General features: G+C 36.9%; 21 protein-coding genes. 10 read left to right on the top strand and 11 right to left on the bottom strand.

Annotated features, from left to right (window positions below; genetic code table 11):
* Positions 1-58 precede the first annotated feature (58 nt).
* A complete protein-coding gene (locus SUSAZ_05730) occupies positions 59-1,678 on the top strand; it encodes a thermosome subunit (protein AHC51493.1) in 1,620 nt (539 codons plus the stop codon).
* Positions 1,679-1,682: 4 nt separating this feature from the next.
* Here the strand turns inward: SUSAZ_05730 and SUSAZ_05725 are convergent, their stop codons facing one another.
* From SUSAZ_05725 to SUSAZ_05715, 3 genes are read right to left on the bottom strand one after another with little or no spacing between them, the layout of a single operon-like run.
* On the bottom strand, positions 1,683-2,285 hold the full coding sequence (locus SUSAZ_05725; GenBank protein AHC51492.1) for an oxidoreductase: 603 nt from the start codon (positions 2,283-2,285) through the stop codon (positions 1,683-1,685).
* A 36-nt stretch (positions 2,286-2,321) separates the two neighbouring features.
* The gene (locus SUSAZ_05720; GenBank protein ID AHC51491.1) at positions 2,322-4,022 is read right to left on the bottom strand and encodes a glycogen synthase; all 1,701 of its coding nucleotides are present in this window, start codon (positions 4,020-4,022) and stop codon (positions 2,322-2,324) included.
* Complete coding sequence (locus SUSAZ_05715) at positions 4,019-5,353, bottom strand: alpha-amylase (GenBank protein AHC51490.1); 1,335 nt, start codon at positions 5,351-5,353, stop codon at positions 4,019-4,021. The genes SUSAZ_05720 and SUSAZ_05715 overlap by 4 nt, the downstream gene beginning before the upstream one ends.
* A 40-nt stretch (positions 5,354-5,393) precedes the next feature.
* On the opposite strand from SUSAZ_05715, the gene SUSAZ_05710 reads away from it, so the two are divergent.
* The 5 genes from SUSAZ_05710 (at position 5,394) to SUSAZ_05690 (ending at position 11,763) form a co-directional block, all read left to right on the top strand.
* Entirely contained in the window at positions 5,394-6,647 is a 1,254-nt protein-coding gene (locus SUSAZ_05710) for a nucleotidyltransferase (protein AHC51489.1), read from the top strand.
* A complete protein-coding gene (locus SUSAZ_05705) occupies positions 6,644-8,497 on the top strand; it encodes a glucan 1,3-alpha-glucosidase (protein ID AHC51488.1) in 1,854 nt (617 codons plus the stop codon). Before SUSAZ_05710 ends, SUSAZ_05705 begins: the two co-directional genes overlap by 4 nt.
* Positions 8,498-8,670: 173 nt before the next feature.
* Positions 8,671-10,503: a glycogen debranching protein gene (locus SUSAZ_05700; GenBank protein ID AHC51487.1), complete on the top strand. Its 1,833-nt coding sequence runs from the start codon at positions 8,671-8,673 to the stop codon at positions 10,501-10,503.
* Between the two features lie 23 nt (positions 10,504-10,526).
* Positions 10,527-11,345 carry a histidine kinase gene (locus SUSAZ_05695; protein AHC51486.1) on the top strand — a complete coding sequence of 273 codons (819 nt, stop codon included), beginning with the start codon at positions 10,527-10,529 and terminating at the stop codon, positions 11,343-11,345.
* Positions 11,346-11,382: 37 nt separating this feature from the next.
* Positions 11,383-11,763 (top strand): endoribonuclease, encoded by a 381-nt coding sequence (locus SUSAZ_05690; protein AHC51485.1) that lies wholly within the window; start codon positions 11,383-11,385, stop codon positions 11,761-11,763.
* Position 11,764: 1 nt separating this feature from the next.
* On the opposite strand, the gene SUSAZ_05685 is transcribed toward SUSAZ_05690, so the two are convergent.
* Positions 11,765-11,941 carry a hypothetical protein gene (locus SUSAZ_05685; protein ID AHC51484.1) on the bottom strand — a complete coding sequence of 59 codons (177 nt, stop codon included), beginning with the start codon at positions 11,939-11,941 and terminating at the stop codon, positions 11,765-11,767.
* Positions 11,942-12,124: 183 nt separating this feature from the next.
* Between SUSAZ_05685 and SUSAZ_05680 the strand changes: the two genes are divergently transcribed.
* Positions 12,125-14,116, top strand: a complete 1,992-nt coding sequence (locus tag SUSAZ_05680; GenBank protein AHC51483.1) for a serine/threonine protein kinase — start codon at positions 12,125-12,127, stop codon at positions 14,114-14,116.
* On the opposite strand, the gene SUSAZ_05675 is transcribed toward SUSAZ_05680, so the two are convergent.
* Genes SUSAZ_05675 through SUSAZ_05665 form a run of 3 tightly spaced genes read right to left on the bottom strand, consistent with a single transcriptional unit; the run spans position 14,113 to position 15,993 of the window.
* Positions 14,113-14,457, bottom strand: coding sequence for a molybdenum transporter (locus tag SUSAZ_05675; GenBank protein AHC51482.1), 345 nt, complete (start codon positions 14,455-14,457; stop codon positions 14,113-14,115). The two genes, SUSAZ_05680 and SUSAZ_05675, sit on opposite strands and share 4 nt — an antisense overlap.
* Positions 14,454-15,548 (bottom strand): phosphoribosylaminoimidazole carboxylase, encoded by a 1,095-nt coding sequence (locus tag SUSAZ_05670; protein ID AHC51481.1) that lies wholly within the window; start codon positions 15,546-15,548, stop codon positions 14,454-14,456. The genes SUSAZ_05675 and SUSAZ_05670 overlap by 4 nt, the downstream gene beginning before the upstream one ends.
* Positions 15,520-15,993, bottom strand: coding sequence for a N5-carboxyaminoimidazole ribonucleotide mutase (locus tag SUSAZ_05665; protein ID AHC51480.1), 474 nt, complete (start codon positions 15,991-15,993; stop codon positions 15,520-15,522). The genes SUSAZ_05670 and SUSAZ_05665 overlap by 29 nt, the downstream gene beginning before the upstream one ends.
* 91 nt (positions 15,994-16,084) lie before the next feature.
* Here SUSAZ_05665 and SUSAZ_05660 point away from each other — a divergent pair, with 91 nt between their 5' ends.
* Positions 16,085-16,945: a hypothetical protein gene (locus SUSAZ_05660; GenBank protein AHC51479.1), complete on the top strand. Its 861-nt coding sequence runs from the start codon at positions 16,085-16,087 to the stop codon at positions 16,943-16,945.
* Here the strand turns inward: SUSAZ_05660 and SUSAZ_05655 are convergent.
* On the bottom strand, positions 16,942-18,303 hold the full coding sequence (locus SUSAZ_05655) for an alkyldihydroxyacetonephosphate synthase (protein ID AHC51478.1): 1,362 nt from the start codon (positions 18,301-18,303) through the stop codon (positions 16,942-16,944). The genes SUSAZ_05660 and SUSAZ_05655 overlap by 4 nt on opposite strands.
* Positions 18,304-18,404: 101 nt before the next feature.
* Between SUSAZ_05655 and SUSAZ_05650 the strand changes: the two genes are divergently transcribed.
* On the top strand, positions 18,405-19,340 hold the full coding sequence (locus SUSAZ_05650; GenBank protein AHC51477.1) for a nucleoside hydrolase: 936 nt from the start codon (positions 18,405-18,407) through the stop codon (positions 19,338-19,340).
* On the opposite strand, the gene SUSAZ_05645 is transcribed toward SUSAZ_05650, so the two are convergent.
* Positions 19,337-19,621: a MarR family transcriptional regulator gene (locus SUSAZ_05645; GenBank protein AHC51476.1), complete on the bottom strand. Its 285-nt coding sequence runs from the start codon at positions 19,619-19,621 to the stop codon at positions 19,337-19,339. The two genes, SUSAZ_05650 and SUSAZ_05645, sit on opposite strands and share 4 nt — an antisense overlap.
* 7 nt (positions 19,622-19,628) lie before the next feature.
* Entirely contained in the window at positions 19,629-20,660 is a 1,032-nt protein-coding gene (locus tag SUSAZ_05640) for a hypothetical protein (protein ID AHC52514.1), read from the bottom strand.
* 106 nt (positions 20,661-20,766) lie between these two features.
* Between SUSAZ_05640 and SUSAZ_05635 the strand changes: the two genes are divergently transcribed.
* A complete protein-coding gene (locus tag SUSAZ_05635; protein AHC51475.1) occupies positions 20,767-22,731 on the top strand; it encodes a 3-hydroxypropionyl-CoA synthetase in 1,965 nt (654 codons plus the stop codon).
* Between the two features lie 172 nt (positions 22,732-22,903).
* Here the strand turns inward: SUSAZ_05635 and SUSAZ_05630 are convergent, their stop codons facing one another.
* Positions 22,904-25,135 (bottom strand): hypothetical protein, encoded by a 2,232-nt coding sequence (locus SUSAZ_05630; GenBank protein ID AHC51474.1) that lies wholly within the window; start codon positions 25,133-25,135, stop codon positions 22,904-22,906.
* Between the last annotated feature and the right edge of the window lie 308 nt (positions 25,136-25,443).

Genomic DNA, 25,443 nt, shown 5'->3' with positions numbered 1-25,443 from the left:
TCAGTTCCGCAGAGTCACATCATGTAGTTTTAAATATTATGGTGTTCTTTTTAAATGCATGTACTCGCTATATAAAGAGGGAACGAAAGAGCAAAGTGGTGTCACAGTAATAAAGAACAACATATTAGCAGTAAGAACTTTGGCTGAAATGTTGAAGAGTAGTTTAGGACCAAAGGGAATGGATAAGATGTTGATTTCAGGAACGTCAGATGTTACAATAACAAACGATGGTGTAACAATAGTAAAGGAAATGGATATACAGCATCCCGCAGCAAAATTAGTTGTGGAAGCTGCTAAAGCTCAAGACGCTCAGGTAGGAGACGGTACTACTTCAGCAGTAGTATTAAGTGGATTCTTGGCAGATGAAGCTGATAAACTAATTGATCAAAAAATACATCCAATCGTTATTATTGAAGGATATAAGAAAGCGCTTCAAATCGCTTTAGAAACTGGTAAATCAGTAGGTTTAAGTGTGAACCCACAGGATAGGAAATCGCTAAAGAATGTCGCCTTTACCGCATTATCAAGTAAATTCTTTGCAAATTCAGAAACCTTAAACAGAATAATAGATGTCTCTATAGATGCAATATTATCCGTTGTGGAAAAAGTGGACAATGCTTATAAGGTGGATTTATCTAATATTAAATTCATAAAGAAGAAGGGAGAAAGCGTAGACGAGACAACTTTAGTCAGAGGATATATTTTGGACAAGGAAGTTGCACATGAGAATATGCCAAGAAGAGTTGAGAAAGCTAAAATAGCAATACTAGACTTCCCCCTGGAAGTGGAGAAACCTGAGATTTCTGCTAAGATGAGCTTTAATGATCCTTCTCAGATCAAGTTAGCATTAGAGGAACAGGCAAAGTACATAAGATCTATGATTGATACCCTTGAAAAAATTGGTGCAAAGGTTGTTATAACTCAAAAAGGAATGGACGACATAGCGTTACACTTCTTGGCTAAGAAAGGAATAATGGGGATAAAGAATGTCAGTAGGAGCGATGTGGAGAAAGTTGCTAAGGCTACAGGTGCTAAGATAATATCCTCACTAAAAGACGTTTCTTCAGAAGATCTTGGTCAAGCAGAATTAGTGGAGGAGAGAAAAATTGGTAACTCAAAGGTTATCCTCATAGAAGATTCCAAAGACACTAAAGCTGTAACGGTTCTGATTAGGGGTTCAAGTGAAATCATAATGGATGAGCTAGAGAGGAGTTTTCAAGATTCATTGAACGCAATTAAGAACGTTATAGAGAGCCCATACATAGTTGGTGGTGGCGGATCTTATGAAGTTGAGTTAGCAATGAAGATCAGAGAAGAGTCAAAGAAGGTTGGTGGAAAAGAACAATTGGCGATAGAGGCTTTCGCAAATGCTCTAGAGGAGATTACCTCAACCTTAGCAGGAACTGCAGGTATGGATGAGATAGATACTGTTGTGAAGTTGAGGAATCTACATGCGAGTGGAATGAAATTTGCTGGAATTAATGTACTAAAGGGTAAGGTTGAAGAAGACGTAACCAAGGAGAACATCATTGATCCATTGATAGTTAAGGAGAGTGTACTAAAGAGTGCCACAGAAGCTGTCACAGCATTACTAAAAATAGATGACTATATTGCAGCTTCACCAACACAGCAGAGAGGTGCTGGAGAACAACAAATGCCTCAATATCCTATGGGATAAAAAGTTAAAGTATAGGATTTCTTTTCTTCCCTTCATGACTTACTCCTTGTCCCTTAAACCTTTCTTCATCCCAAACATTTCCTCTTTCATGATAACCTCTTTCCTCCCAGAATCCGTCAATATATTCTCTCGAGAACTGTATTGCTGTTAACCATTTGGCACTTTTCCAGCCATATAGGTGAGGGATAAACGGTCTAGCGGGAAATCCTGACTTAATATCTAGGGGTTTACCATTCATCATAAGGGCTATTATGGAATCCTCATTCAAGGCATCTTCTAATGGCACTACGGCAGTGTAACCATCTAATGAGTAGAAAATAACCCATTTTGCTCCTGGCTTTACTTTTGCCTTCTCAGCTATTGTCTTCATCTTTATTCCCTCCCATTCAACGTTTTCTACACTCCAGCCTGTGACACAATGAAAATCTTTAGTATATTTTACGTCGATCATTTTCAGCATTTCTTCATAAGTAATCTCTATTTTATTCTGTACCTCTCCAAAAATTTTGAGCCTATACTCATTTAAGTTTACTTTGGGTACACCTAAAGCTGCATAATAAATGAATCGTTTTACATATTTTTGTCCTGGTGGAACTTCTTTCTGCATTGTTTATAACTTGTATAGTAAGTATTTAAAATAGCGTTAAAATGATGCTAACAGTCTATATTTTGCCATAGTTTGAGCCTTAGAATAGCACTCCTGTAACTGCTTAGCACCTGCTGACCATCTGAAATTCTCATTAACTCTCCTTACACAATTTTGCCTTATTTTGTCCCATAACTTCACATCATTCGTTTTAACTTCAGAGTATTTTAGAAAATCTCCATTGTTTGTTTCTGAAGCGATGGACAATGACAAGGCAGAGATTAACGCTTTCGATAGTTCCCAGACGTTTTCCGGTTCTACCAATAGTCCTGTTCCCTGTTCTTGGTCAACCCTGATGTCTAATACGCTCTCTCTTAGTCCTCCTACTGAGTATGCAACTACAGGTGTTCCTACAGCCATTGACTCTACTGCAACTAACCCAAATGGTTCCCATCTTGACGGTATCACAAATACTGAGGCACTATAGTAGAAGAGCCTGTACAATTCCTTACTCATTTTGCCTAGGATTATCCTAATGTTACTACCGTGTCTAGATATATTAGATACCACATTTTGTAGTAATCCATAGTCTGAGGAGGGTAATCCTAATATTATTAGACGGGCATTGTTAATGGTCTTAAGTACTTCATCAAATGCTATAAGTAATGAATCTATTCCCTTCTGATAAACCATTCTTCCTGCAAATAGAATTAGAGGACCGTTTTCTAGTCTACTATATGTCCAGTCATCCTTTATACCTATATTGAATCTGTTATTCCAAAGTATGTTACGTGTAGTGTAATCCTCAGGGGTTATTTTTAGGACCTCTAGTTCGTCAAATAATCTTTTTCTTATTTCAGCCTTATCCTCAGTCCCAAACTTGCTGTAAGCGTACTTTTTAGTCTCCTCTATTTCCCAATCAGTACCGTTATAATGAATACAACTCTTATTCTCTATCCAGTTTCCTATGAAGTTAAATATATCATATGTAAGGTAGCTTTTACTAACTGATGTTATTAGATCAGCCTCATAAGAGCCAAACTTTTCTATGGAACCAGAAGAGAAGAAATCCCAGACTTCTCTAGTTGTGTACAAGTCATGTTTTATTATTCTCCAAATGTAATGAGGATAATTTATCAGTCCACTCCAATCCTCTGATGCGTAATGCCAAGGTGCACTAACCTTGTTTAACAGGTGAATTGTAAATACTAGAGGAACTATTACTCTCCTAGCCTCAAATGTAAATTTAGCAATTACACCTGCAATTACAGAGTGCCAATCATGTACGTGTATTATGGACGGTATGTCATTAGGTATTGAGAACTTTGCATACTTCTCGACAGCCCTAGCTAGGAGTGAAGATTTCTCCATGGCGTTATCGTAAATGTTCCAGGAATCAATTATCCTTCCTGTGTTGTAATCCAGTCCTTTAATTAAAACCACGTTAATTCCATCCAAATTTCCATGTTCAAACCCTAGCTTGTAGTGGTAAGATTTACCATCAATACCTATTCTATCTCCTTCTGCAACTAAAGATATTTCGTTCAATTTAAGAAGTGACCTATAATAGTCATTAAGATGACGACCGTGGCTTGGCATGATTACAGTTACTTTTATGCCCTGCTTAACTAATTCTTTACTAAGATTATATACTACTGGCCCCAATCCCCCTAGACTAGCTACTTTCTCTAGCTCAGCGCTTATCATCCAGGCGTGCTTTAGTTCGTCCTCAAACCATAGGCTTTCATATCTCTTCATTGCTTAATCCACTCTTGAATATACTTTTCGAAGTCTTTATATTCTGGCTTTTGTTTTATTAGCTCCTTATACTGGTCTATCGTCCAAACTTCCTTACCTCTCTTCAAACCCTTGTAAAATATAAACGGTTCATTTTCTATCTTTAACTTCTTTCTCATTTCCTCTTGAAACATTGAGATAGCGTAAATCTCGTTTATGAAAGCATCAATGGGTGAGTTAAAGGAGCTAAAATATGAGTGGACCTCTGCTGGGCTACTACTACCTAAAAACAGGTAATAATAATGATCACTAGTTGTGAAATACTTCCAGGCTTTAAGATACTCTTTACCCAACTCTTTTGCCAACATTTCGGTTCTTCTGACCATTTCATCATAAGCCCATTGCATTATATTTCCTAACCAACTTGATTCATCCTTGTTTATATCAGCCCAAGATGATGTTTGAGTTATTTCTATCTCTTGAACAGCCCTATCATATACCTCTTTAGGCAATCTCATTTTTATTTCCCTTCTTGAAAGTTCTCTTGGTAACCACCTCAAGAAGTCTAGGATTCCACTTTCAGGCCAATGATGCTCCCCAAATGTTTCATAATCAACGAAGATTAATCCAACATCACCCTCTGACCACAGTAACCAGTCAGAGAGTTTTTGTGCAGTTAGTGGGTATTGGTCCCAATTCCTGTTCGAAAACCTGAAGGCAATATCATCACTTAGCCTATAGTTTCTCAGTAAGCCTACTAATTTACTGTTCTTTATTCTGTAGACATAATTTGGTGATCTACCGTTCAGTACGCTCTCTTTTCCTTCCATTATAATTGATTTGAAACCTAAGTTCTCAACTTCCTTTAATATTCTGGGAGTAACTAGTAGTTCAGTGTTCTCAAAAGTTGTCGGTGTTTGATTAAAGTATTCCTTTATTAACTCTGAGTGCTGTTTAACTTGTTCTTTCCATTCATCTAAGTCATCCCACAAACCTGTTATCGAGTGGTAATAGGTTTGAGATAAAAACTCCACCTTCTTTGTATATGAGAGTTGTTGAAGTAAGTCTATTACTTCTCTTCCCCACTTTTCTGCCTGCTCCATGAAGGTTCCTGATATCGAATAGAATACCTTGACGTCGTATCCTTCATTTTCTCCTCTCTCAATTTCATCTAGAATTATTTTAGTTGCAGGTATATAGCATTTTTGCTTAGCTCTAAGAAATACATCCCTATTTAACTGGTTATCAAAATATTTTTCGATCGGATTATCTCTAAATTGTGGGTTCCAAAAGTAGCTTCCTTTTATTCTAAAGGGTTGGTGAACTTCGAACCCTAAGATGACATTTCTCATATGGGAATATTTATAGTCTCATAAGTAAAAACTATTACTGATGACTAGAATAGAAGATATAAAAGTGATTATACCAATTGGCGGTGAGGCTACTAGGCTAAGACCATTAACTATTGAAACATCGAAAGCTACAGTGAGGCTTCTGAATAGACCACTGATTGAATATACCTTGATTGAGTTAGCCAGACAGGGTATTAAAGAAATAATCTTTGGAGTGAGAGGGTACGTAAACTATAGATCTTTATTTGACATTTATCAGGAAGGCATAGGTTTCTCAGCTAGGTATCATATAAAACCTAGAGTACACTTCAAATACCAACCAAGAGTAGATAGTATAGGGAATGCTGACTCTGTAAGGATAAACATGGAATACTATAATATCAATGATCCTGTGCTTGTTGTACAGGGCGATAATCTCTTCAAATTGGACGTTAAGAAATTATTAGAATATCATGAAGAAAAGAGAGCAATGATGACAATAGTGATCAAACCTATGGAAAATGTTGAGGAGTTTGGTGTTGCGGAATTGGAGAGTGATAACAAGATAAGGAGATTCGTTGAGAAGCCAAGGAGAGAGGAGGCTCCATCAAATCTGGTTAACACAGGAATATATGTATTGAGCGCAGAAATCAGGAAAATATTCGAGAGCGAGGAGGTCAGAGAGATGTATGAAATGGGTAAGATGGACTTTGGCAAGGATATCATACCTTATTTAATAAGAAAAGGTTATCCTGTATACGCGTATAAGATGGATGGTTTATGGTTTGACGTTGGAACACCTGGTAGATACCTAGATGCAGTTTATACTTTACTTAGGGAATTGGATGAAAGGGATGTCCATGGGGTAAGAATCGTAAGCAATAGGAGAATATTTGTACAAGGTACTAGTTACGACTCGAGAAAAAGGAGAGCCAAAATTAAAAGGATGTATAGGAACGGGGAATTGAAACTTGAGGGAAATATCTTAATTGGCAGGCACTGTCAGATAGGTAAGGATACTTATATAGAGGAATCATCAATAGATAATTTTACAATAATCGGTAGAAGGGTTAAGGTAATAAAGAGTGCTGTTATGGACAGAGTATATATTGGAGATAACGCAATTGTTGAAAGATCAATAGTGGGTAGACATGTAGAGATTAGATCTTCACCTAAAAAGCCAACAGTGGTAGTAAATAGTGTAATAGCTGATGGTGCAGTAGTGGATGAAGGAACAGAAATAGTGAACTCAAAGATTTATCCACATAAGGTTATTAATGCGGATAGTAAGCTATATGATACGATACTCACATGAGATACGTCAGTATTGGTAACGAACGGACATTGATTAATTTGGATCAGCTAGGGAGAATAATAGATATTTACTACCCACATGCTGGAATGGAAAACCACACTAATGGGAAACCAGTTAGACAATACATTTTCACGCAGGGAAAATTAATTCCTGATGAGGAGTGGCGAGTATCACTAAATTACTTCCACAATACGAACATTGCAGAAATAAATGCATCTATAAATTCAGATATACGATTATTAGCATATGATTTTTCAGATATTTATGCGCCATTGTACTATAGGATATTAAAAGTTTATAACACAACTGACTCACCATTAAAAATTAAGTTGATATTTAATTTCGATCTAGATCTTTACTCAACTCCCTTTGGCGATACAGCATTCATAGAACCTGAGACGAACTCCATTGTTCATTACAAGTCTAGACGATACATCGGTATTGAACTATTTAGTATTCTGAAAGACATGCAAGAATACTCAGTAGGCAAGGAGGAGATCGCGGACGAGATAAGACGTGGTTATCTTAGCAATCGACCAATAGAAAATGGGGATGTACAGTCGGCCTTAGCATTAGAGCTTGAAATCAACCCTTCCAACAGTGAGAAGGCATATTTAGCCTTAGCCTTTGGTAGAAGTCTATCAGAGATAAAAACCTTATTGAGAAGGGCAAATTCCACTGAGATAGAATCCTCATTCGTTGCCAATCATTCATTTTGGTCCAACTGGTTGTTGAAGTCAGAAAGGAAATTTAGCTTACAAAAGATGAATGATCTATATAAAATTAGCCTGCTGACTATAAGAGACCACATGAATGAAAACGGATCTATAATTGCATCCTCAGACTATTCCTTCATGGGAATTTATGGTGACGCTTACACCTACTGTTGGCCAAGGGACTCGGCTATCTCAGCCTACGCTTTAGATATTGCAGGTTATGGAGAACTTGCCTTAAAACACTATAAATTCATATCTAAACTTATCAGTGAAGAGGGTTTTCTTTACCACAAATATAATCCTGATTCAACACTAGCTAGCTCTTGGCATCCTTGGATTTACAAAGGAAAAAGAATACTCCCAATTCAGGAAGATGAGACCGCACTAGAGGTGTGGGCTATAGCAAATCATTACAGGATTTATAAAGACATTGATGAGCTAGTAGAAATATACAGAAGTTTCATCAAGCCAGCCTTAAAGTTTCTGATGAAATTCATAGAAGACGGTCTGCCTAAACCTAGTTTTGACCTCTGGGAGGAACGTTACGGCATTCATATATATACAGTGTCAACTGTGTATGGCGCGTTAACTGAGGCGTCTAAACTAGTTTATGACATGGGAGATGAGGTAATGGCAAGTGACATGGTTTCGATCGCAGAGTACATGAAAAGTATGATCTTGAGGAAGATGACATATAATGGGAGATTTATTAGACGATTGGATGAGAACGGAAATGTGGATACTACGATTGATGCCAGTATGTATTCTCCATTTTTCTTCAGCGTTATTGATCCTAAAGACCCAATAATGGTATCAACTATCAATGCAATTGAGTCTGCGTTAAAGGTCAATGGCGGTATTATAAGATATGAAGGTGATACATATAGGAGAAATAAGAGTAGACCAAATCCATGGTTAATAACTACTCTTTGGGTAGCAGAGTATTATTTAAGAGTGGGCAATGTTCAGAAAGCTAATGAGTACATAAGTTGGGTTTTAGATAGAGCCGTTCCTACTGGTCTACTTCCTGAACAAGTTGATCCTGATAATCTTCAAAGCACGTCTGTCTTACCATTGGTCTGGTCTCATTCCGAATTGGTCATTGCATCTCATCAGATGAAAGAAGCAATTTGATAAGACTAACTAAGAGTCCATGTAATGATCTTAAGCCTCATCCCGTAAACAAATCATTACCATCTCAACAGTTTAACATTTCACTGAATAAGTACGTTTTTATACACTGTGTATAGAATCACAGAAATCTAAGTAAATAGTTTTAATTACTACTCATTCTAATCTCGATATGAATGCATACACCCGAAGAATGCGAGAGAAAAGAGTGGTTGCTGACTTTTGGCACTGGCGGGTATTCTTCTTCGACGATATGTGGTATTAACTCAAGAACCTACCATGGTTATCTAGTAGTCCCTCTTAATCCTCCACATAAGAGATATTTAATTCTCTCAAAATTTGAGGACTTTCTAGTTTTAAATAGAGAGGACTTTCCGCTCTCAACAAATCATTATTCTAATGCCTATTATCCTGATGGTTATAAATATCTTAAGCACTTCCATTGGGGGAGAAATTACGTAAAGTGGATTTACGATGTTAACGGAATTATTGTTGAAAAGCTACTCATCGCAAGCCAAGGTACCAATGGTGTAACAATAAAATATAAGGCTACAGATGGTTCAATAAAGGTCTATCCGCTGATGACATTTAGGAGTCATCACCTAGTCTCTCAGCCTGAGAACCTTATATTCACGCAAAAAGTAAAGGATAATTTGGTCAGCCTTTACAGATACGATGGGTCGTTAGCTCTAAATTTCGTCGTGGAAAATAAGTTTAAACTTACCAACACTGGTTACTCATACTATGACTTCTTTTACGTAATAGACTATGAATTAGGGAATAATAGCAAGGAGAACCTATACAATCCATTTTTCTTAACAAGTGAAAAGAATGAACTGACAATCCATGCATACCATAATTCTTTCGATAAGTCTGAGATCAAGGAGACTCCTTCAGACATTATTAAATTGCTCGGGGAGTCATCATTAAACTTTCTTGTAAAGGGTCATGAGGGCTATTCCATAGTAACAGGATACCATTGGTTTGATGAATGGGGTAGAGATACATTCATATCTCTTGAGGGAATACTACTATTACAGGGACTATACGATCAAGCAAAGGAAATAATTAATAGATACCTACAATACAATAATAAGGGTCTCTTGCCTAATCATATTACCCCATCCGGAGAACCGATTTACCTCGGGGTTGACGTGAGCTTATGGGCGATCAATGCGATATATAAACTGTACAGTTATTCCCGTGATACTCAGTTTATAAGAAAGATTTACCCGATACTTCAGGATATCGTTGAGTCCTATATGAAGGGGAACGGAATTGTATATACAATGGGGGAAATTCTATTTCACAGGGGTGCGCCAAGAACGTGGATGGATGCCAGCTATAATGGTAGAATTGTAACCCCCAGAGAGGGAGCAGCTGTTGAGATCAATGCCTTGTGGTACAATGCATTGATGATACTTGATTATTTCTCTAAGATCTTGGGGGACTCAAGCTCACTGTATAGGGAAGTTGCCGAAAAGGTCAAAAGGTCCTTCATGGAGAGGTTTGTCACAAATTGGGGTCTTTATGATTACCTTACTCCCTCATTTACACCGGATAACACAATAAGACCTAACCAGATTTTCGCCATATCCCTTCCATTTAATATATTGCCTATTGAAAAGGGAAAGAGTGTAATGGTAACCATAGAAAAGGAGCTTTTAAGATCATACGGGTTAAGTACACTATCGTCTAAAGACCCTAAATATAAACCAGTTTATAGAGGAGAAAGAGCAAAAAGGGATGAAGCTTATCATAATGGTCTAGTGTGGCCATGGTTAATAGGAGCTTATGTCGATGCTAAGCTGAGGTATGAGACTGATATAGTGAGATCTAAACTTCTATTGGATACTTTCAAACCTTTGTTGGAATATGCGAAGCTGCACAATGGTTTTATCCCTGAGTTATTTGAGGACGTTCCACCTTATTCCAACGGAGGAGCTATTGCTCAAGCTTGGAGTGTAGCTGAGGTATACAGAGCCATGAATAAACTCATATCTTTATAAAAGGTGAATCATAATTTATTATAATGCAAATAAAAACAATAATGTTACAAGATCCTCCAGTGTTAAGCTTATATGATAAACTATATGATGCCTTTAAACGAATTAATACAAGGGGGATCGGAAGAGTCATAATTGTCGATAAGAGTCTTGAGGGTATAGTTTCAACTCGTGATTTAATTTCATGTATTGTGGACGCATGTGAGAAAACTTGTAACCAGGCTCAATTATATGAATTATTGAATAAGGAAATCAGTAAAGTGATGTCACCAAAGCCTGCTTATGTTTATGAGGATGATGATGTGATAGACGCATTAACCATAATGGTTGCCAGAAATCTAGGCTCCTTACCTGTGATTGATGTGGAGAAAAAGGTGAAAGGGATAGTGACGGAAAGGGAGATGATGCTAATTTTTCAGGATCTAGATCACGTTTATCCGGTTAGTAAGTTTATGACAAAAAGGGTCACAACTATTTATGAGGATATGCCTGTTGTAGAGGGAGCAAAATTAATGGTTAAGAGAGGGTTTAGGAGACTACCAGTAGTCGATACTGAAGGTAAACTAGTAGGTGTAATTACCGCCGCAGATATACTTAAGAACTTCTTGAAACATCTCTCAAAAAACAACTTAGATACATTTTACTATGAAAAAATAAAGGATATTAAAACTCCTCATGTACATACTATAGATCCTAATAAGTCTATAAATGAGGCAGCGGCAAAGATGTTGTTAGAGAGAATAGGTTCATTGATAGTTGTTGATAACGATAATGTACCTACTGCTATTGTAACTGAAAGAGACCTGATTATAGCCCTTCACTACCAGCTACATCTAGCTCGTTGAAAGTGAAAACTATATTATTCCTCTCTATCGAGTATAAATTATGGATGTAATATATACAGAAAAGGCTCCAAGACCCATAGGTCCATATTCTCAAGCTATTAAGGTAGGAAATTTCCTATTCGTTTCAGGTCAAATACCAATAGACCCAAAGACAGGCGAACTTGTAAAGGGTGGAATAAAAGAACAGACTAAAGCTGTGATGGAGAATCTAAAGGCGATAATTGAATCAGCCGGATTCACTCTACAAGATGTGGTAATGTCTAACGTTTACCTAAAAGATTTGAATATGTTCAATGACTTTAATGAAGTATACTCAACATATTTTCTAAACAAACCTCCCGCTCGAGTCACTGTGCAGGTAGCCAAATTACCCAGAGATTCATTAATAGAAATAAGTGTAATTTGTTCGAAAGGTTAAGTTAATAAAAAATCTTTTTTAAAAGGCTTTCTATATGGGGACAATTTAGATCTCTATGTGTTCCATGTTCAACGCAAGTCGCTGACACAGGCTTACCCTCGAAAAGTAATATTTCAGCCATATCGTCCTGAACTATTTTGTAGAACGCCCCTTCGAAAACAACTCTGTACTGTTGCATTTTATATCACCTATTTGTCGACTTTTTTCATATACATACGCATCACTTCCATATAAGCTTTATCCCTATTAATACAAGTCAAGCCAAATCTGTTAAACCCATAATTTCAGAGACGAAGTGATTTGATATGTATTATTTACAGTTTTATTAAATACAGTTTTAGGATAATACCCAACAATTAGGATGGATTTAGCATTCGTTAAGGACGGAGTTTATTACCTTTACATGAATGGTTCGTTGATAAGAACTAGCGAATTCAAGGTGAAGGATAATGTTATTGGCTATGTACTGAAAGAGTATAGGGAAGGAAAACCTAAACTTTCCTCGATACCAGTCCATGAGTCATCTAAAGTTAAGGAAATAATTGAGGCTAAACTAGTTGAAGAGATAAAGAACCTAAACGCATGTGTCTTTGACGCCAAAGATTTTCTGATAATCCATTTCGGCTCGATAGATGAGGTAAAGAAGGATAACACTTACGTTTTCGTAAACGGAAAGCCTATTTTGAAAACTAACTTACCCCAGTTATTCGATTTAATGAAAGGTAATTATGAGTTGGTGAAATACTTACTCAAGGAGTTTCCTAAGTATGGAGAGGTAGTGAGGAGGTCAATAATATCCCTTGTAGGCATGAATAAATGTGATGAGGCAATCACATTATACAATTCGCTTGAGAAAAAGTATCCTGAGGAATCATTAGCTGTGGCTGAATGCTATGAGAGAAGAGAGGAATATCTAGAGGCACTTAAAATATACTCATTCTTCTCTGAGCAGAAGTACAGAGAACTAGAGAAAAGATTAAGGGATAAAGTGAATTTGTTGATTGATGAGTTTGAGAGGACATACAATGTCAAGTCTTTATTCGAGGCTCTGTCCATACTGCCTACTTATGATGCACCTGCAATAAAGTTAGGCTGGTATTTCATGAGGAAGAAAAATCATAAGGAAGCTGTTAAATACTTTGAGGAGGCTGTAAGGAGAAGAAGAGACTTCACAAACATTTTATCTCTGGCTAACGCTTACATACAGAACCAACTGTTCAAGGAGGCTCTAGATACAATACAAGAAGCTGAAAAGATTAGGAGAAACTCTTCTACGGCTTACCTTAAGGGAATTGCTCTGGAGTACCTGAATGCCCCCATGGAGGCGCAGAAGGAATTCTTTTTCGCTTGTAGGGAGGGTTTAGTTGATGCGTGTGGGAAGATCAAGGTTTATGAGTTATATACACCTCAAAATGAGTTTGACCCTAATTCATGGATTGGTTATGTACTCTATGGGTATAAGGTGGAAAAAGTAATAGGAAGTGGAGGAATGGGTTATGTCTTGTTGGTAGAGAAGGGCATGAGAAAGTTCGCTATGAAGATAGTGAAGAAAGAGTTTAGGTACGACGAGATGTTATACGAAATTGCAAAATTACAGGAGATATCTAAGGGTTCCAAGTACATAGTGAGGATATTTGCAAGTTTTGTGGACGAGAATTTCACCGATTATTATTCTTCTCCCCCAGCAATTGTGATGGAATATATGGAGGGAGGAGATCTTAGACAAATTATAACCAATAATGAATATTCGACGTTGAGACATTCCTCTAGATGGCCAGAGATAGTGTCAATAATGTTTTCCAAAATAGCTGATGCAATTATCCACGTTAATAAAAACGGATATGTGCATTGTGACATAAAGCCCTCCAATATATTGCTTAATGGAAAATTACCGAAGTATGGTGAACAAGCTGTACAAGCACTTCTTGAGGAGAAAATTACTCCAAAGATTTCCGACCTAGGTTCCTCAGTGAAAGTGGGAACTCCCGTGATACATTATACTCCATATTATGCGCACCCTCTACAAAGATTCGGTGGAAGAGCTGAGTACAATTTCGATGTTTATTCGCTTACCATATCCCTTTACGTTGCATTAACGAATAATTTCCCATTCCCAGAATGGTTAGAAAGGGAAATTGAGGAGGCTGTTATAGATCCATCCAAGAGGGAAAATGTGATAAAAGATTTCTACAATATGGATCCGAGATTAGATTATGTCCCTTCAGAGTTTCATGACCTAATACTTAGAGGTCTTAGAGGTGAGATTACGATAGAGGGAATAAGCAGAGAACTTAAGCAGATAACTAGGACAGAGTATGGGTATAATTTACCTCTAAACTACTCAGAGATTTAATCTGACTTCTCTAAAATCTCGTTAAGTCTCTTTTCGTACTTGTCAAGTACATTTTGGACTTCCTTTTGGGCTTCTTCATACAAATTTACTATATCCACAAGTTTCTCTGACAGTATTGTTCCGCCAGCTCCTTTACCACCTTTCTTCATGTCAATCCCACCTAAAATTTCATTTACTTTCTTTAAGTACTCCCAAGCGAACTTGTAAGATACATTCATTGATTTCGCAGATTTAGAAATAGATCCAGTAAGTGTAATTTCCTTCAAAAGATTTATACCACCCTTTCCTAATACTGGTCTTCCATCATCTGTCTCTAGCCATAGCTTGAATCTGATTTTCATAAATCTAAACCTTGTTTATATATTAGTTTCATAATAATATCAATTTTTTGTTTTACTTCCTCTAAATCTTTTCCTATTACATTTACGTGACCCATCTTTCTCCTCTTTTTAACTTCTGATTTTCCATACCAGTAAACTTTACCGTACCTTAGTACCTCTGGAGGGACATCGTCTGTCCCCAGTATATTAACCATTCCTCCAAAAGTAAGTAATTCAGTACTACCTAGTTCTATCCCTGTAATTGCTCTAATGTGTTGTTCGAACTGAGAAATGTAAGCTGAGTCTAGTGTATAATGACCTGTGTTATGAACTCTGGGGGCAAATTCATTTATTAAAATTTCACCATCCCTAACAAAGAATTCTATGCCCATGGTACCTACATAGTTCAAAGAGTCTGCAAGTCTTTTAGCAATCTCCTCGAACCTATTATCGTATAACGGTCCATAATTATAGACCAAGATTCCTTTTTCGTTATAGTTAAAGGTGGGTGGATATGCCTTAAAATTACCGTTCTTATCTCTCATAGCAACTATTGAGGCTTCATAGTCAAAGTTTACGAACTCTTCAACTACAAATTTAACTTTCTTACTCTTTAAATTCTCATATTTATTAACGTCACCTTTAATGAAATATTGTCCTTTCCCATCATATCCACCTAAGCTTTCCTTAAGTACACCAATACCGTTAAACTCCTCTTTAAGTATTTTCAATGCTTCTTCCCCGTCTTCCGCGACAAGAAACCTAGGTGTAGGTAAATTATGTTCTTTATAGTACAATTTCTCCTTGTATCTTTCTCTTTTCAACTCCACGCTATTAATTTCAGGGAATAGTTTCTCCTTACCTTGTGCATATTCTAAGGCTTTATCTGACACATGCTCAAATTCGAAAGTAACCACGTCAACTTCATCTATCATTTCTTTGTACTTTTCTGGTGGAAAACACTTATCTGCTATTCTACATGCAGGCGCATTTGGTTCATCTAAAACATAGAAACTGAAGGGATATTTTCTTCCCTCTAATATCATCATCCATCCTAATTGTCCTCCACCTAATATCCCAATTCTAAGGGAGTTTTGTGTTAAGGACTTCATTCTTCATGTCCTCCATAAACTTTTTAATTTTCTCGCTGATCTCAGGATACTTAATTCCTAATATTCTTAATGCTAGCAATGCTGCGTTTTTACTATTTCCTATAGCAACTGTAGCTACTGGAACCCCATAAGGCATCTGAACTATAGATAACAGTGAGTCAAGTCCATTTAGGTTCTTAGAAGGCACAGGAACACCTATAACAGGTAGGTGAGTTAAGGAAGCTGTCATTCCTGGTAAATGGGCTGCTCCTCCTGCTCCAGCAATTATTACTTCAATACCCTTTTGGGATGCAGTTTTCGCAAACTCCATCATAAACTCTGGGGTTCTGTGGGCTGAAACAACCCTTACCTCAACCTCCACTCCAAACTCTTTCAGAATGTCCACTGCATCTTTCATATATTCCCAATCGTTCTTACTTCCCATAATTACCGCAACTTTGGGCATAGGTTAATTGAGACAAGATAAAATAAAAACATTAAGACTTTCTGATGTAGAGATATGGTATTTAAACTTTTTATAAACATATAATTTTCAAATGGATATTCACAGTGAAGAAGAATTATTTAGAATTATACGGTCAGCATACCTTGACAATAAGAAGATCCAGGTCTTAGGCTATGGTAGACATGGTAGGATATCTAAAGTTGATGAATATGTCTACACTAAAAACATGAATTGGTATGAGATTAAGGATGGAAAAGTTCAAGCATTAGCTGGTGCTGATGTAACAAAGATTAGGAAGGAAGCTAGCGAGAATGGGCTACTACTTCCAACACTTTATGATGGTACAATAGGCGGGCTATTAGCTATTAATCCGATATCTCCACTGACCACATCTTATGGGAGACCATCAGATTTCACACTATGGACTAGGTTTCTAACACCTTATGGTGGGATGAAATGGAAAGTCTTTGTTGGTTCCATGGGTCTTTTGGGGGCTATTTCGCGTGCTGAATTAAAATTATTTGAAAAGCCCAGAAGAATATTGACATATGACAAAAACGATGCAACTGAAGAGGAAATTATGAAAGTTTCCTCATTTAGACCATTAGTATTACTGGTAGAATATGACGGGAGATTTAATGTCCATGCATCTTTTTCCGAAGAAGTGCTATTACAGGGATTCAGCGTAGACGAGGGTGTCCCTATGGTGGAGGTTGACAGGGAAAGAGATGAAATAATTGTTGAAGGAGACGACACTTTTGAAAGTTTTAAGAAGATAATAGAGCTCTCAAATCCTAGCTATGCCTATTGGATATATAATTCTAAAGTCTTTGTAATATTTGATGCTGACGTGGAGAAGTTAAGCCAGTTTAAGTATTATTCAAGGGATAGACCAAAAGAAATCTACCTAAAGTTAAAGAAATTATTGGACGTTAAAAATATCTTTAATTAATCTACTAACTTACCGGGGTTCATAATCCCCTTACTATCTAGTAATAGCTTAAACATTTTATATAGTCTCACTTCATCCTCCTTTTCTCTCAAAATCCATGGTTTTTTCAGGAACCCTACACCATGGTGATGAGATGTAGTTCCTCCCCACTTTATGACCACCTTAGCTGCAGTCTCCCAGACTTTCAAAAGTACTTCAGGGTCCTGTCTCAAAATAACCATAACGTATAAACATGTGCCATTTGTATATAGATGAGTAAATCTTGAAAGCACACTTTTAACTCCATTAATCGAGTACAAATTCTCCCTTAACTCCTTGTAAATTTTCGGAATTATACTCCAACTTCCAGCTAAGTCAAGAGTATCGGTGAAATATCCAGACTGAACCAGACTCAAAAAATTCGCCTCATAGTTCCTTGCAAAGACGTCCCTCCATTTCCTTACAGTTTCTTTCTCTCCCTCTTTGCCACCATACTTTAACGCAATATTTTTTATGAGTCTCTCTTCTACATCGACGAGCTCTTGGTCATAGCCCCTGACTCTAACCAGGGAGATGAAATACGGAAGACCTAACATGTAATTAGCGCTTTCACTGTCATGAACTACAACTCTATATGGTGGTGGTAATCTTACTGTATATTCTTTTGCAAATTTTATGGCGTCGTCTATTGAATTGAAGTAAAATGCTAAATCCTTGTGATAATTTGCTAAGGGTTTAATTTTCAGCTTTGCTTTGGTGATAACTCCCAATGTACCTTCAGAACCTATAAAAAGACTTAGCATTCCTGGTCCCATAGAGTTCCTGACTGATTTATCTGGACCTATTCTGACAATTTCTCCGTTGGGTAAAACTACCTCAATCCACAACAATAACTCTTCTATATTGCTACTACTATGGGAGCCAGACCCTTTATGGGCTATAGCTCCTCCTATAGTTGCCAGGAAAAACGATTGTGGGTGATAGTCTAATGTATAACCCTTGGAATTTAACTTGTCCTCTAGATCCTTAATTTTGATTCCGGCTTCAACTGTTACTGTTAGATCGTCCTCATTAAGTTCTAATACCTTATTTAATTCAGATAGATCTAAAATCGTGCAAGAGTTATGATAAGCACCTCCTACAACACTAGATCCTCCAGCATAAGGAACAACACATGCGTTGTAATTATTAGCTAGTTTTATTACTTTAGCGATCTCCTCCACAGATTTAGGTTTAATAACCGCACTCGGCTTTCCAATTGTTTGTCCTAAAAATTCCCTCAAGGCTAATAACGGCGTCCAATCCCTTTTAAAACCTTCAGAATCATTTAGAACTAATATACCTTGATCACTAACTTTCTCTAGGAATTCGTTTAACATATCAAAACAATCTGTGTTTTTATTAAAAATAAAAATTTCTAAGTGAAATTATGAAGTACGTTAGAGACAACAAATATAAGATCATTACTTAAATTACTATTATGGTAAGACACTTCATTATTGACTGTGACACTGCAGAGGATGATATAATGAGTTTATTCATGCTTTTAAAACACAGAATAAGTGTGGAAGGGGTAACGATTGTCGAGGGAAACATTTCTTACCAACAGGAGGTTAACAATGCGTTATGGGCTTTGGAGTATATAGGAGAGGAAAATGTGAGAGTTTATCCTGGCAGTGACAAGCCTTTAGTCAAGGACTTTAGGAGTGTAGAAGAAGTTCATGGTAAAGGAGGAATAGGGGATAAAATTGTAAAGCCACAAAAACTCAAACCTGAGAACAAAAAGGCATTAGACGCTATTGTTGATATTGCTGACAGATACCCTGGGGAACTGGAAATTTTGGCTATATCCCCACTCACAAATTTAGCGTTGGCATATTTGAAAGATAAGACGTTAACCGAAAAGATAAGTAAAGTTTGGGTAATGGGTGGAACAGCTTGGGGTAGAGGCAATATAACTCCAGTTGCTGAATACAATATTTGGGTTGATCCCGATGCTGCTAAGATAGTATTTAATGCAGGATTTGATATAACAATGGTGCCTTGGGACGTTATAGTGAACTATCCCGTGGAAAATAGGGAGTGGGAGGAGATTAGGAACATGAATACTAAAATGTCTAAGTTCTATATAGATATTTACACTCATTATAGAGAGTATTCAATGAAAAATGAAAAAATCGGAGGTACGCCTCATCCTGATTTAATTACTACAGCAGTAGCTTTAGACTACGAGAGTGTAGTTAAAAGATCAGACAAGCACTTTGTAGATGTAGAGAATTGTGATTGTTTGACAAGAGGTATGGTGGTCATAGATTATCTCTCTATCTGGAAGAAAGATCCTAACACAGAGGTAATTTATGAAATAAATAAGGGGGAATTTTTAAAGCTCTTATACGATTTACTCAAGTGGTTCTAACAGTCAAATTTAGTGCATAAGCTGTATTCCATTTCTTTAACCAAATCTCTCAATACAATATAATTCTTATATAATTCTTTTACACCCTCCTCAGTAATACCAATTATCATATCTCCATTTCCTATGAGAGCTTTAGTGAATATCAACCCCTTCTTCTCTAACTCTTTAAGTGATTTTGATAACCTGATATTCCTTACTCCTAGATAATTTCCAATTTCCCTTATACTTAGTTCCTCTTGGTCTGACAGCAATGTAAGTATAGCTAATTCTAAGATGTCCACATTACTATTATTTATCTAGGAATATTTTAAAGTTCCGCGTTTTCCAGGCTATGAATGCAAGAACTAAGGACGAGATAGCTGATATTAGTAGGGAGAATTTTACAGATAACGCAAGAAGGGAGGCAAAATATCCTATAAGCCAGAAGGTCTGTTGAATAGAGATCATTCTTGAATAAGCACTGACACTATTTCCATTTACTTCCTCTATAGCTAATGGGATGAGAACTTCCCATAGACCAAATGCTAGGGAAAATAGGGGGTTAAAAAACACTAGGTAAACAAGTGAAAACAATATAAGATAAATCGGAAGCAACTTATTCTTGCCCGCAGAAAAGAACACCACTATCATGCCTATGACTTCACTCATTGTAGCTAACACTCCTAATGTTATATAAGACAAATTGTACATGTCCTTAGTGACAAGGAATACGAAAGGAGATGCCAATGAGATAGGGATAATTACGAGACCAGGCAAAGGATTCAGTTTTTTAGTACTCTGGTAAAAAACAACACTCTGTTCTTCATATTTTAAGCCTAGAACAGGTAACCCTGAAAGAGTCATGAATAACCCTGCAGTTAAGAAAACATACCTAATTCCCAGTAACTGGGCAATGGTCCCTCCTATTACAGGCGTAAAGACTGCAGGTAAAATGGATATAGCCCACACTTTTGAAATGACACCTTTTCCCAAATTATTCATGTAATAGTAATAGTTAGGTAAGGCGATTAATAGGGAAGAGGAGGATATTGTAAACCCTAGAATTAATACTGGTAGAGTTGTGGCTATGGCAACAATCACAAGACCTATTCCAGATAGAGCCATGAATATTAAGATAGATCTTTTCATCCCTAGAAATCTAGATACTTTAGCGCTCAATAACGCTGAGGGAATCCCTATTAGTGTATATGCTATGTAGATTAATGGTATTAATCTCTCTCTAATGAATTCTGAAGCGTATATAGAAGTATAAGGATAATATAAGTAGTAAGCAATTCCCCATATGAACCAGCTTGCAGATAGTAGTGCTACTCTATTCATAGAGTTTACTGAATTTGCATCCTAATTTACTTTCTTGATTCCTGTTAAAATATAACGATAGAGTAAAAATTTTTTAATATAGTTTAAATTATTTATACTGAGTAGTATGACAGAGAAACCAACTGATGAACTTCAGCAATTGGAGGAGAAAGCTGATTATAATTTACGGGTATATAAGAATATTTATAAGCAAAGCATAGAAGAGCCAAGTAAGTTTTGGGATAGAATAGCAGAGAATCTAATATATTGGTTCGAACCCTGGAAAAAAACCTTTATTCAAGAGGAAGGCTTGCTCACAAAGTGGTTTGTTGACGGAAAGCTAAATGCCTCGTATAATGCTGTAGATAGACATGCTTTTTCTAATAGGAAATTTAAAGCTGCCATAATTTGGGAAAGCGGAAGGTATGAAAGGAAAGTTTTGACTTATCAAGACTTGTACTATGAAGTAAATAGATGGGCTAATGCACTAAGGGAAATAGGAGTACGAAAAGGCGACCGAGTAACGATATATATGCCATTAACTCCGGAAGGGGTGATCTCTATGCTGGCTGTAGCCAGATTAGGCGCAATTCACAACGTTGTATTCGCAGGTTTCGGAGTTCAAGCCCTTGCAGATAGGATAGCTGATGCAGGTTCCAAGGTCATTATTACTGCAGATGCGTATTATAGGAGGGGAAAGTTAGTAGAATTAAAAAAAGCTGTAGACGAGTCCATAAGGTTACTTGGTAAAAACAGCCCAGTAGAGAAAGTTATCATTTATAAGAGGACTGGTTCTGAAATTCCTTTTGACGACAAAAGGGATTTGTATTTTGAAGAAATATCTAAATATAAACCTATCGAGCCTGAGCCTGTCGAATCAACGCATCCTCTTTATATACTTTACACATCCGGAACTACAGGAAAACCAAAGGGTATAGTTCATAGTACTGCTGGATACTTAGTTGGAACTTCGATTATGCTACTTTGGTCCTATGGTATGAGTGAAGAGAATGACACATTGTTTAATACTTCTGATATAGGTTGGGTAGTGGGACATTCCTATATAACGTATGCACCTCTAGTGATGGGTAGGTCAGTTGTTATATATGAGGATGCGCCAGACTATCCTTATGTAGATAAGTGGGCGGAAATTATAGAGAAAAATAGAGTCACTGTTTTTGGCACTTCAGCGACTGCACTTAGATCTTTCATGAAATATGGAGACGAGGTAGTTAAAAGACACGACCTTTCCTCTCTCAGAGTAATAGTTACCGCGGGCGAACCATTAAATTATGCACCTTGGAAATGGGGTCTCGAGGTAATAGGTAATGGTAGAATTTACATGTCTCATCAATGGTGGCAGACCGAGACAGGATCTCCAAATTTAGGCTATATGCCTGGTCTAATTTACTTGCCAATGAAATCAGGTCCTACATGCGGATTTCCCTTACCAGGTAACAAAATACAAATACTTGATGAAAATGGCAACACCACTAAGCCTAGGGATAGGGGTTATTTAGTAATGTTACCACCATATCCCCCATCAATGATGATAGGAATGTGGAATGATCCTGGAAATGAGAGACTAAAAAAGTCATATTTCAGTAAATTCCCTGGGATATATTACAGTGGAGACTATGCCATGATTGACGAGGAGGGATATATCTGGGTAATGGGAAGAGCAGACGAAACTATTAAAGTTGCTGCGCACAGAATTGGAGCTGGAGAAGTTGAATCAATAACTACCTCACACCATGTCGTTGCTGAAGCCGCTGCTATAGGGTTACCTGACCCAGTAAAGGGCGAGAATATACATATTTTCATTGTATTAAAGACAGGATATAATCCTTCACCAGAACTAGCAACGGAAATACAAGGATATGTGAGAGGTCATATGGGCGTCATAGTTACTCCTGAAATACACTTCGTAGAGAAGTTACCCAAGACGAGGTCAGGTAAAGTTATGAGGAGAGTAATAAAAGCGGTAATGTTAGGTCAATCTACAGGAGATATTTCTACGATAGAAGATGAGACATCTATGGAGGAAATAAAGAGAGCAATTGAGGAGTTTAAACAATCCTTAAAAAAATGAAAATCTGATAGAAGTCCAGTTAACTCTGCATTAAAATCAGTGAGAGAAGCATGATATCTAATACTCCTTCTTGAGGTAGGAAGGAGATTTTTCAATAGTTTAAAAGCACTAAACATGGATTATTATAATAAAACTAAAAAGAATATAAAACATTGATTATTTTGAAAAAGGCTCACTTTTTCCTTCTAAATCTTGCTAAGACAACCACTATTATTATTACGATGATAATTATAGCTATTATGACGTAGATTAGCGGAGAGCTAAATAGTTGCGAGATGAACGGCTGGGATATTGTCACATAGAATGTGTCAGATTGCTCAAATGGAAATATAGCTCCTGTTTGGTTCCATGTTGCTGCAATTGCTAATGGATAAACACCTGGAGAAGCTCCTCCACTTATGTCAACAACAAATGTCACATTTACAGTCTGTTGTGGATTAATGTCCCCTACAAATACCTCTGATGCGGTAAGCGCTTGTAGTGGGTTAGAGGAACTAACATGAGGATATATTACATCTGACGTCCCTAGTCTGGCTATTACATTTTTGGCTGTTGCATTACCTGCGTTCTTTAATGTAATGGTTATGGGCACATTACTATCTCCTGGGTTTATTGTGGAGTACTTGACATTGGTGATTATGATATTAGCTTTGGGATATACATTTAATGCGTACTGGTAATTTGCCTTACCTCCGTCAAATGTTACGGTAAAGTTTACTGTATAAGTCTTTGGAATAGTGCTATTTGGAATGTTAATTAAGAAAGTAACATTTACAGGTGATCCTATAGGTAGTGCTCCAATCTTAATCTCAGGTGATGAGATCACTTGGAATGGCGATGACATACTTATACTGGCGTTTTCAGCTATTCCATTTCCGTAGTTCGTCAATATTGTTAGCAATCTCACATCATAATAACCTGGGAATACCTGTGGAGGAAGGGTAACTACATTTATGGAAACGTTTGGACTGTAAATGTCCACTGGCACCGTTATTTCGGTCTTATAATTATAATAGTTTAGTGTAGCTGGTATGTAATATACTCCAGGAGTTGCGTTTGGGTAAACACTGACTGTTACAGTAGCGTAGTTCTCTTGCCCTGCTGGTATAATGCCTACTTGTGCATTAGTTTGAGAGAATTTTAATGGGTACTCGTTGCTAGAGAAGGTTAATGTCGCATTAAGTACGTTTACATCTCCTGTGTTCTTAAGGAGAATAGTCAATGGCACCTGTGTCTCTCCAGGACTTACTGTTATGGGTGAATTTACACTACCCCATAAAGACTGAGCTTGTATTGACACGTAACCTAGTATTTCAACAGGAAGCATCACAGTCTCTTTGTACCCATTGTACATGTTTACTGTAACTGGTATGTAGTAAACTCCAGAGGACGCATTGGGATATATATCGGCTATTACTGTTGCGTAGTTGTATTGTCCTGCTGGTACGAAGCCTATTGTTGCGTTGTTTTGTAGGAATTGTATTGGGTAGTGTGATTTTAGTGTTAGTGTTACGTTTGATAGTAGGTTTTCTCCCAAATTCTCCACATAGATTGTGAGGGGTAAAAGTGAGGAACCAGGCGCAGCCAGTTGAGGATTTGATGGTGTTCCCCATACAGCTGTTAACGATACATTATTATTTCCGCCTATATCGATAGGGACCGTGACATACTGAACACTATTCTGGTAATAATTCACCTTAAGTTTTATGTAATATACTCCTTCTGTAGCGTTAGGATATACAGTTGCAAAGACTGTTGCCTCCCCATAATATCCCGGCTCTATGGCTGAAATTGTTGCGTTGTTTTGTAGGAATTTAACGGGGAACTGGGAGCTAAACTCTAAAGTAACGTTAGTAACTAATGCGTTTCCAAGATTTTGTAGTATTATTGTTAGTGGTGTGTTTGTTTGTCCTGGTCCTACTACTGTTGGGTTTGATGGTGTTCCCCATACTGATGATGCTGTGAAGTTAACATAACCCAAAACTGGAACTCCTACTGATACTTGAGTATATATGCTCTGGTTATTGGCTATTGCCTGGATATTTAATAACTCTTCATAAATTCCGTCCTTAACTCCATTTGCCACATTGAAGATATATGTGACATTTATCATTTGTCCTGGAGTCCATTCTGGTATAGTGACTGTTGGGTTAACATTATAGTAGTTGAATAAGTAGAAAGGATATGTATCTGTCGGTGAAATTTGTACATTATATAGGGCATAGGGGTTTGAATTTATCAGGTGAAATGTTATAGGTATCTCTTGTTCTCCTGGTGTTATAAGCTCAGGGGAAGACGAGTATCCTTGAATGTTTGGTGTAGCAGTCGATATAACGTAACTAAAGAAAGTAGAGATAAAAATTACTGATAGTATCAATAATATTAGGGAAACCCTTTTCTTCATACATATCTATACTATACCGATATATCGGGATATTTAAAATATTCGTATATAAGCAATAACCTAATTGAAGAGAACCCAATATGTGGTTCATAAGTAAGACCATTTTCAATTCTTAATTAGATATTAAAAAATAATAAAGCCCCTTCTAGGAAATTATCGATATCGATAATCTAATTTATATCTTATAATTCTTGCTTATTCACAATTTTCATGATAAAAGGTAAAACTTGATCTTTAGCCACGCAAAAATGTTAAAAGTTTTTAATAAAATAACTTAAGCAAACCACATATTAGTAAATTGGGTGACT

It is taken from the genome of Sulfolobus acidocaldarius SUSAZ (assembly GCA_000508305.1).
Taxonomy (GTDB): domain Archaea; phylum Thermoproteota; class Thermoprotei_A; order Sulfolobales; family Sulfolobaceae; genus Sulfolobus; species Sulfolobus acidocaldarius_A.
This window is presented reverse-complemented; position numbering and strand designations above follow the sequence as displayed.

Excerpts from the sequence above, each read along its gene's own strand:
- SUSAZ_05730 (AHC51493.1), top strand. The coding sequence starts at position 59 with ATGTACTCGCTATATAAAGAGGGAACGAAAGAGCAAAGTGGTGTCACA.
- SUSAZ_05725 (AHC51492.1), bottom strand. The coding sequence starts at position 2,285 with ATGCAGAAAGAAGTTCCACCAGGACAAAAATATGTAAAACGATTCATT.
- SUSAZ_05720 (AHC51491.1), bottom strand. The coding sequence starts at position 4,022 with ATGAAGAGATATGAAAGCCTATGGTTTGAGGACGAACTAAAGCACGCC.
- SUSAZ_05715 (AHC51490.1), bottom strand. The coding sequence starts at position 5,353 with ATGAGAAATGTCATCTTAGGGTTCGAAGTTCACCAACCCTTTAGAATA.
- SUSAZ_05710 (AHC51489.1), top strand. The coding sequence starts at position 5,394 with ATGACTAGAATAGAAGATATAAAAGTGATTATACCAATTGGCGGTGAG.
- SUSAZ_05705 (AHC51488.1), top strand. The coding sequence starts at position 6,644 with ATGAGATACGTCAGTATTGGTAACGAACGGACATTGATTAATTTGGAT.
- SUSAZ_05700 (AHC51487.1), top strand. The coding sequence starts at position 8,671 with ATGCATACACCCGAAGAATGCGAGAGAAAAGAGTGGTTGCTGACTTTT.
- SUSAZ_05695 (AHC51486.1), top strand. The coding sequence starts at position 10,527 with ATGCAAATAAAAACAATAATGTTACAAGATCCTCCAGTGTTAAGCTTA.
- SUSAZ_05685 (AHC51484.1), bottom strand. The coding sequence starts at position 11,941 with ATGCAACAGTACAGAGTTGTTTTCGAAGGGGCGTTCTACAAAATAGTT.
- SUSAZ_05680 (AHC51483.1), top strand. The coding sequence starts at position 12,125 with ATGGATTTAGCATTCGTTAAGGACGGAGTTTATTACCTTTACATGAAT.
- SUSAZ_05675 (AHC51482.1), bottom strand. The coding sequence starts at position 14,457 with ATGAAAATCAGATTCAAGCTATGGCTAGAGACAGATGATGGAAGACCA.
- SUSAZ_05670 (AHC51481.1), bottom strand. The coding sequence starts at position 15,548 with ATGAAGTCCTTAACACAAAACTCCCTTAGAATTGGGATATTAGGTGGA.
- SUSAZ_05665 (AHC51480.1), bottom strand. The coding sequence starts at position 15,993 with ATGCCCAAAGTTGCGGTAATTATGGGAAGTAAGAACGATTGGGAATAT.
- SUSAZ_05660 (AHC51479.1), top strand. The coding sequence starts at position 16,085 with ATGGATATTCACAGTGAAGAAGAATTATTTAGAATTATACGGTCAGCA.
- SUSAZ_05655 (AHC51478.1), bottom strand. The coding sequence starts at position 18,303 with ATGTTAAACGAATTCCTAGAGAAAGTTAGTGATCAAGGTATATTAGTT.
- SUSAZ_05650 (AHC51477.1), top strand. The coding sequence starts at position 18,405 with ATGGTAAGACACTTCATTATTGACTGTGACACTGCAGAGGATGATATA.
- SUSAZ_05640 (AHC52514.1), bottom strand. The coding sequence starts at position 20,660 with ATGAATAGAGTAGCACTACTATCTGCAAGCTGGTTCATATGGGGAATT.
- SUSAZ_05635 (AHC51475.1), top strand. The coding sequence starts at position 20,767 with ATGACAGAGAAACCAACTGATGAACTTCAGCAATTGGAGGAGAAAGCT.
- SUSAZ_05630 (AHC51474.1), bottom strand. The coding sequence starts at position 25,135 with ATGAAGAAAAGGGTTTCCCTAATATTATTGATACTATCAGTAATTTTT.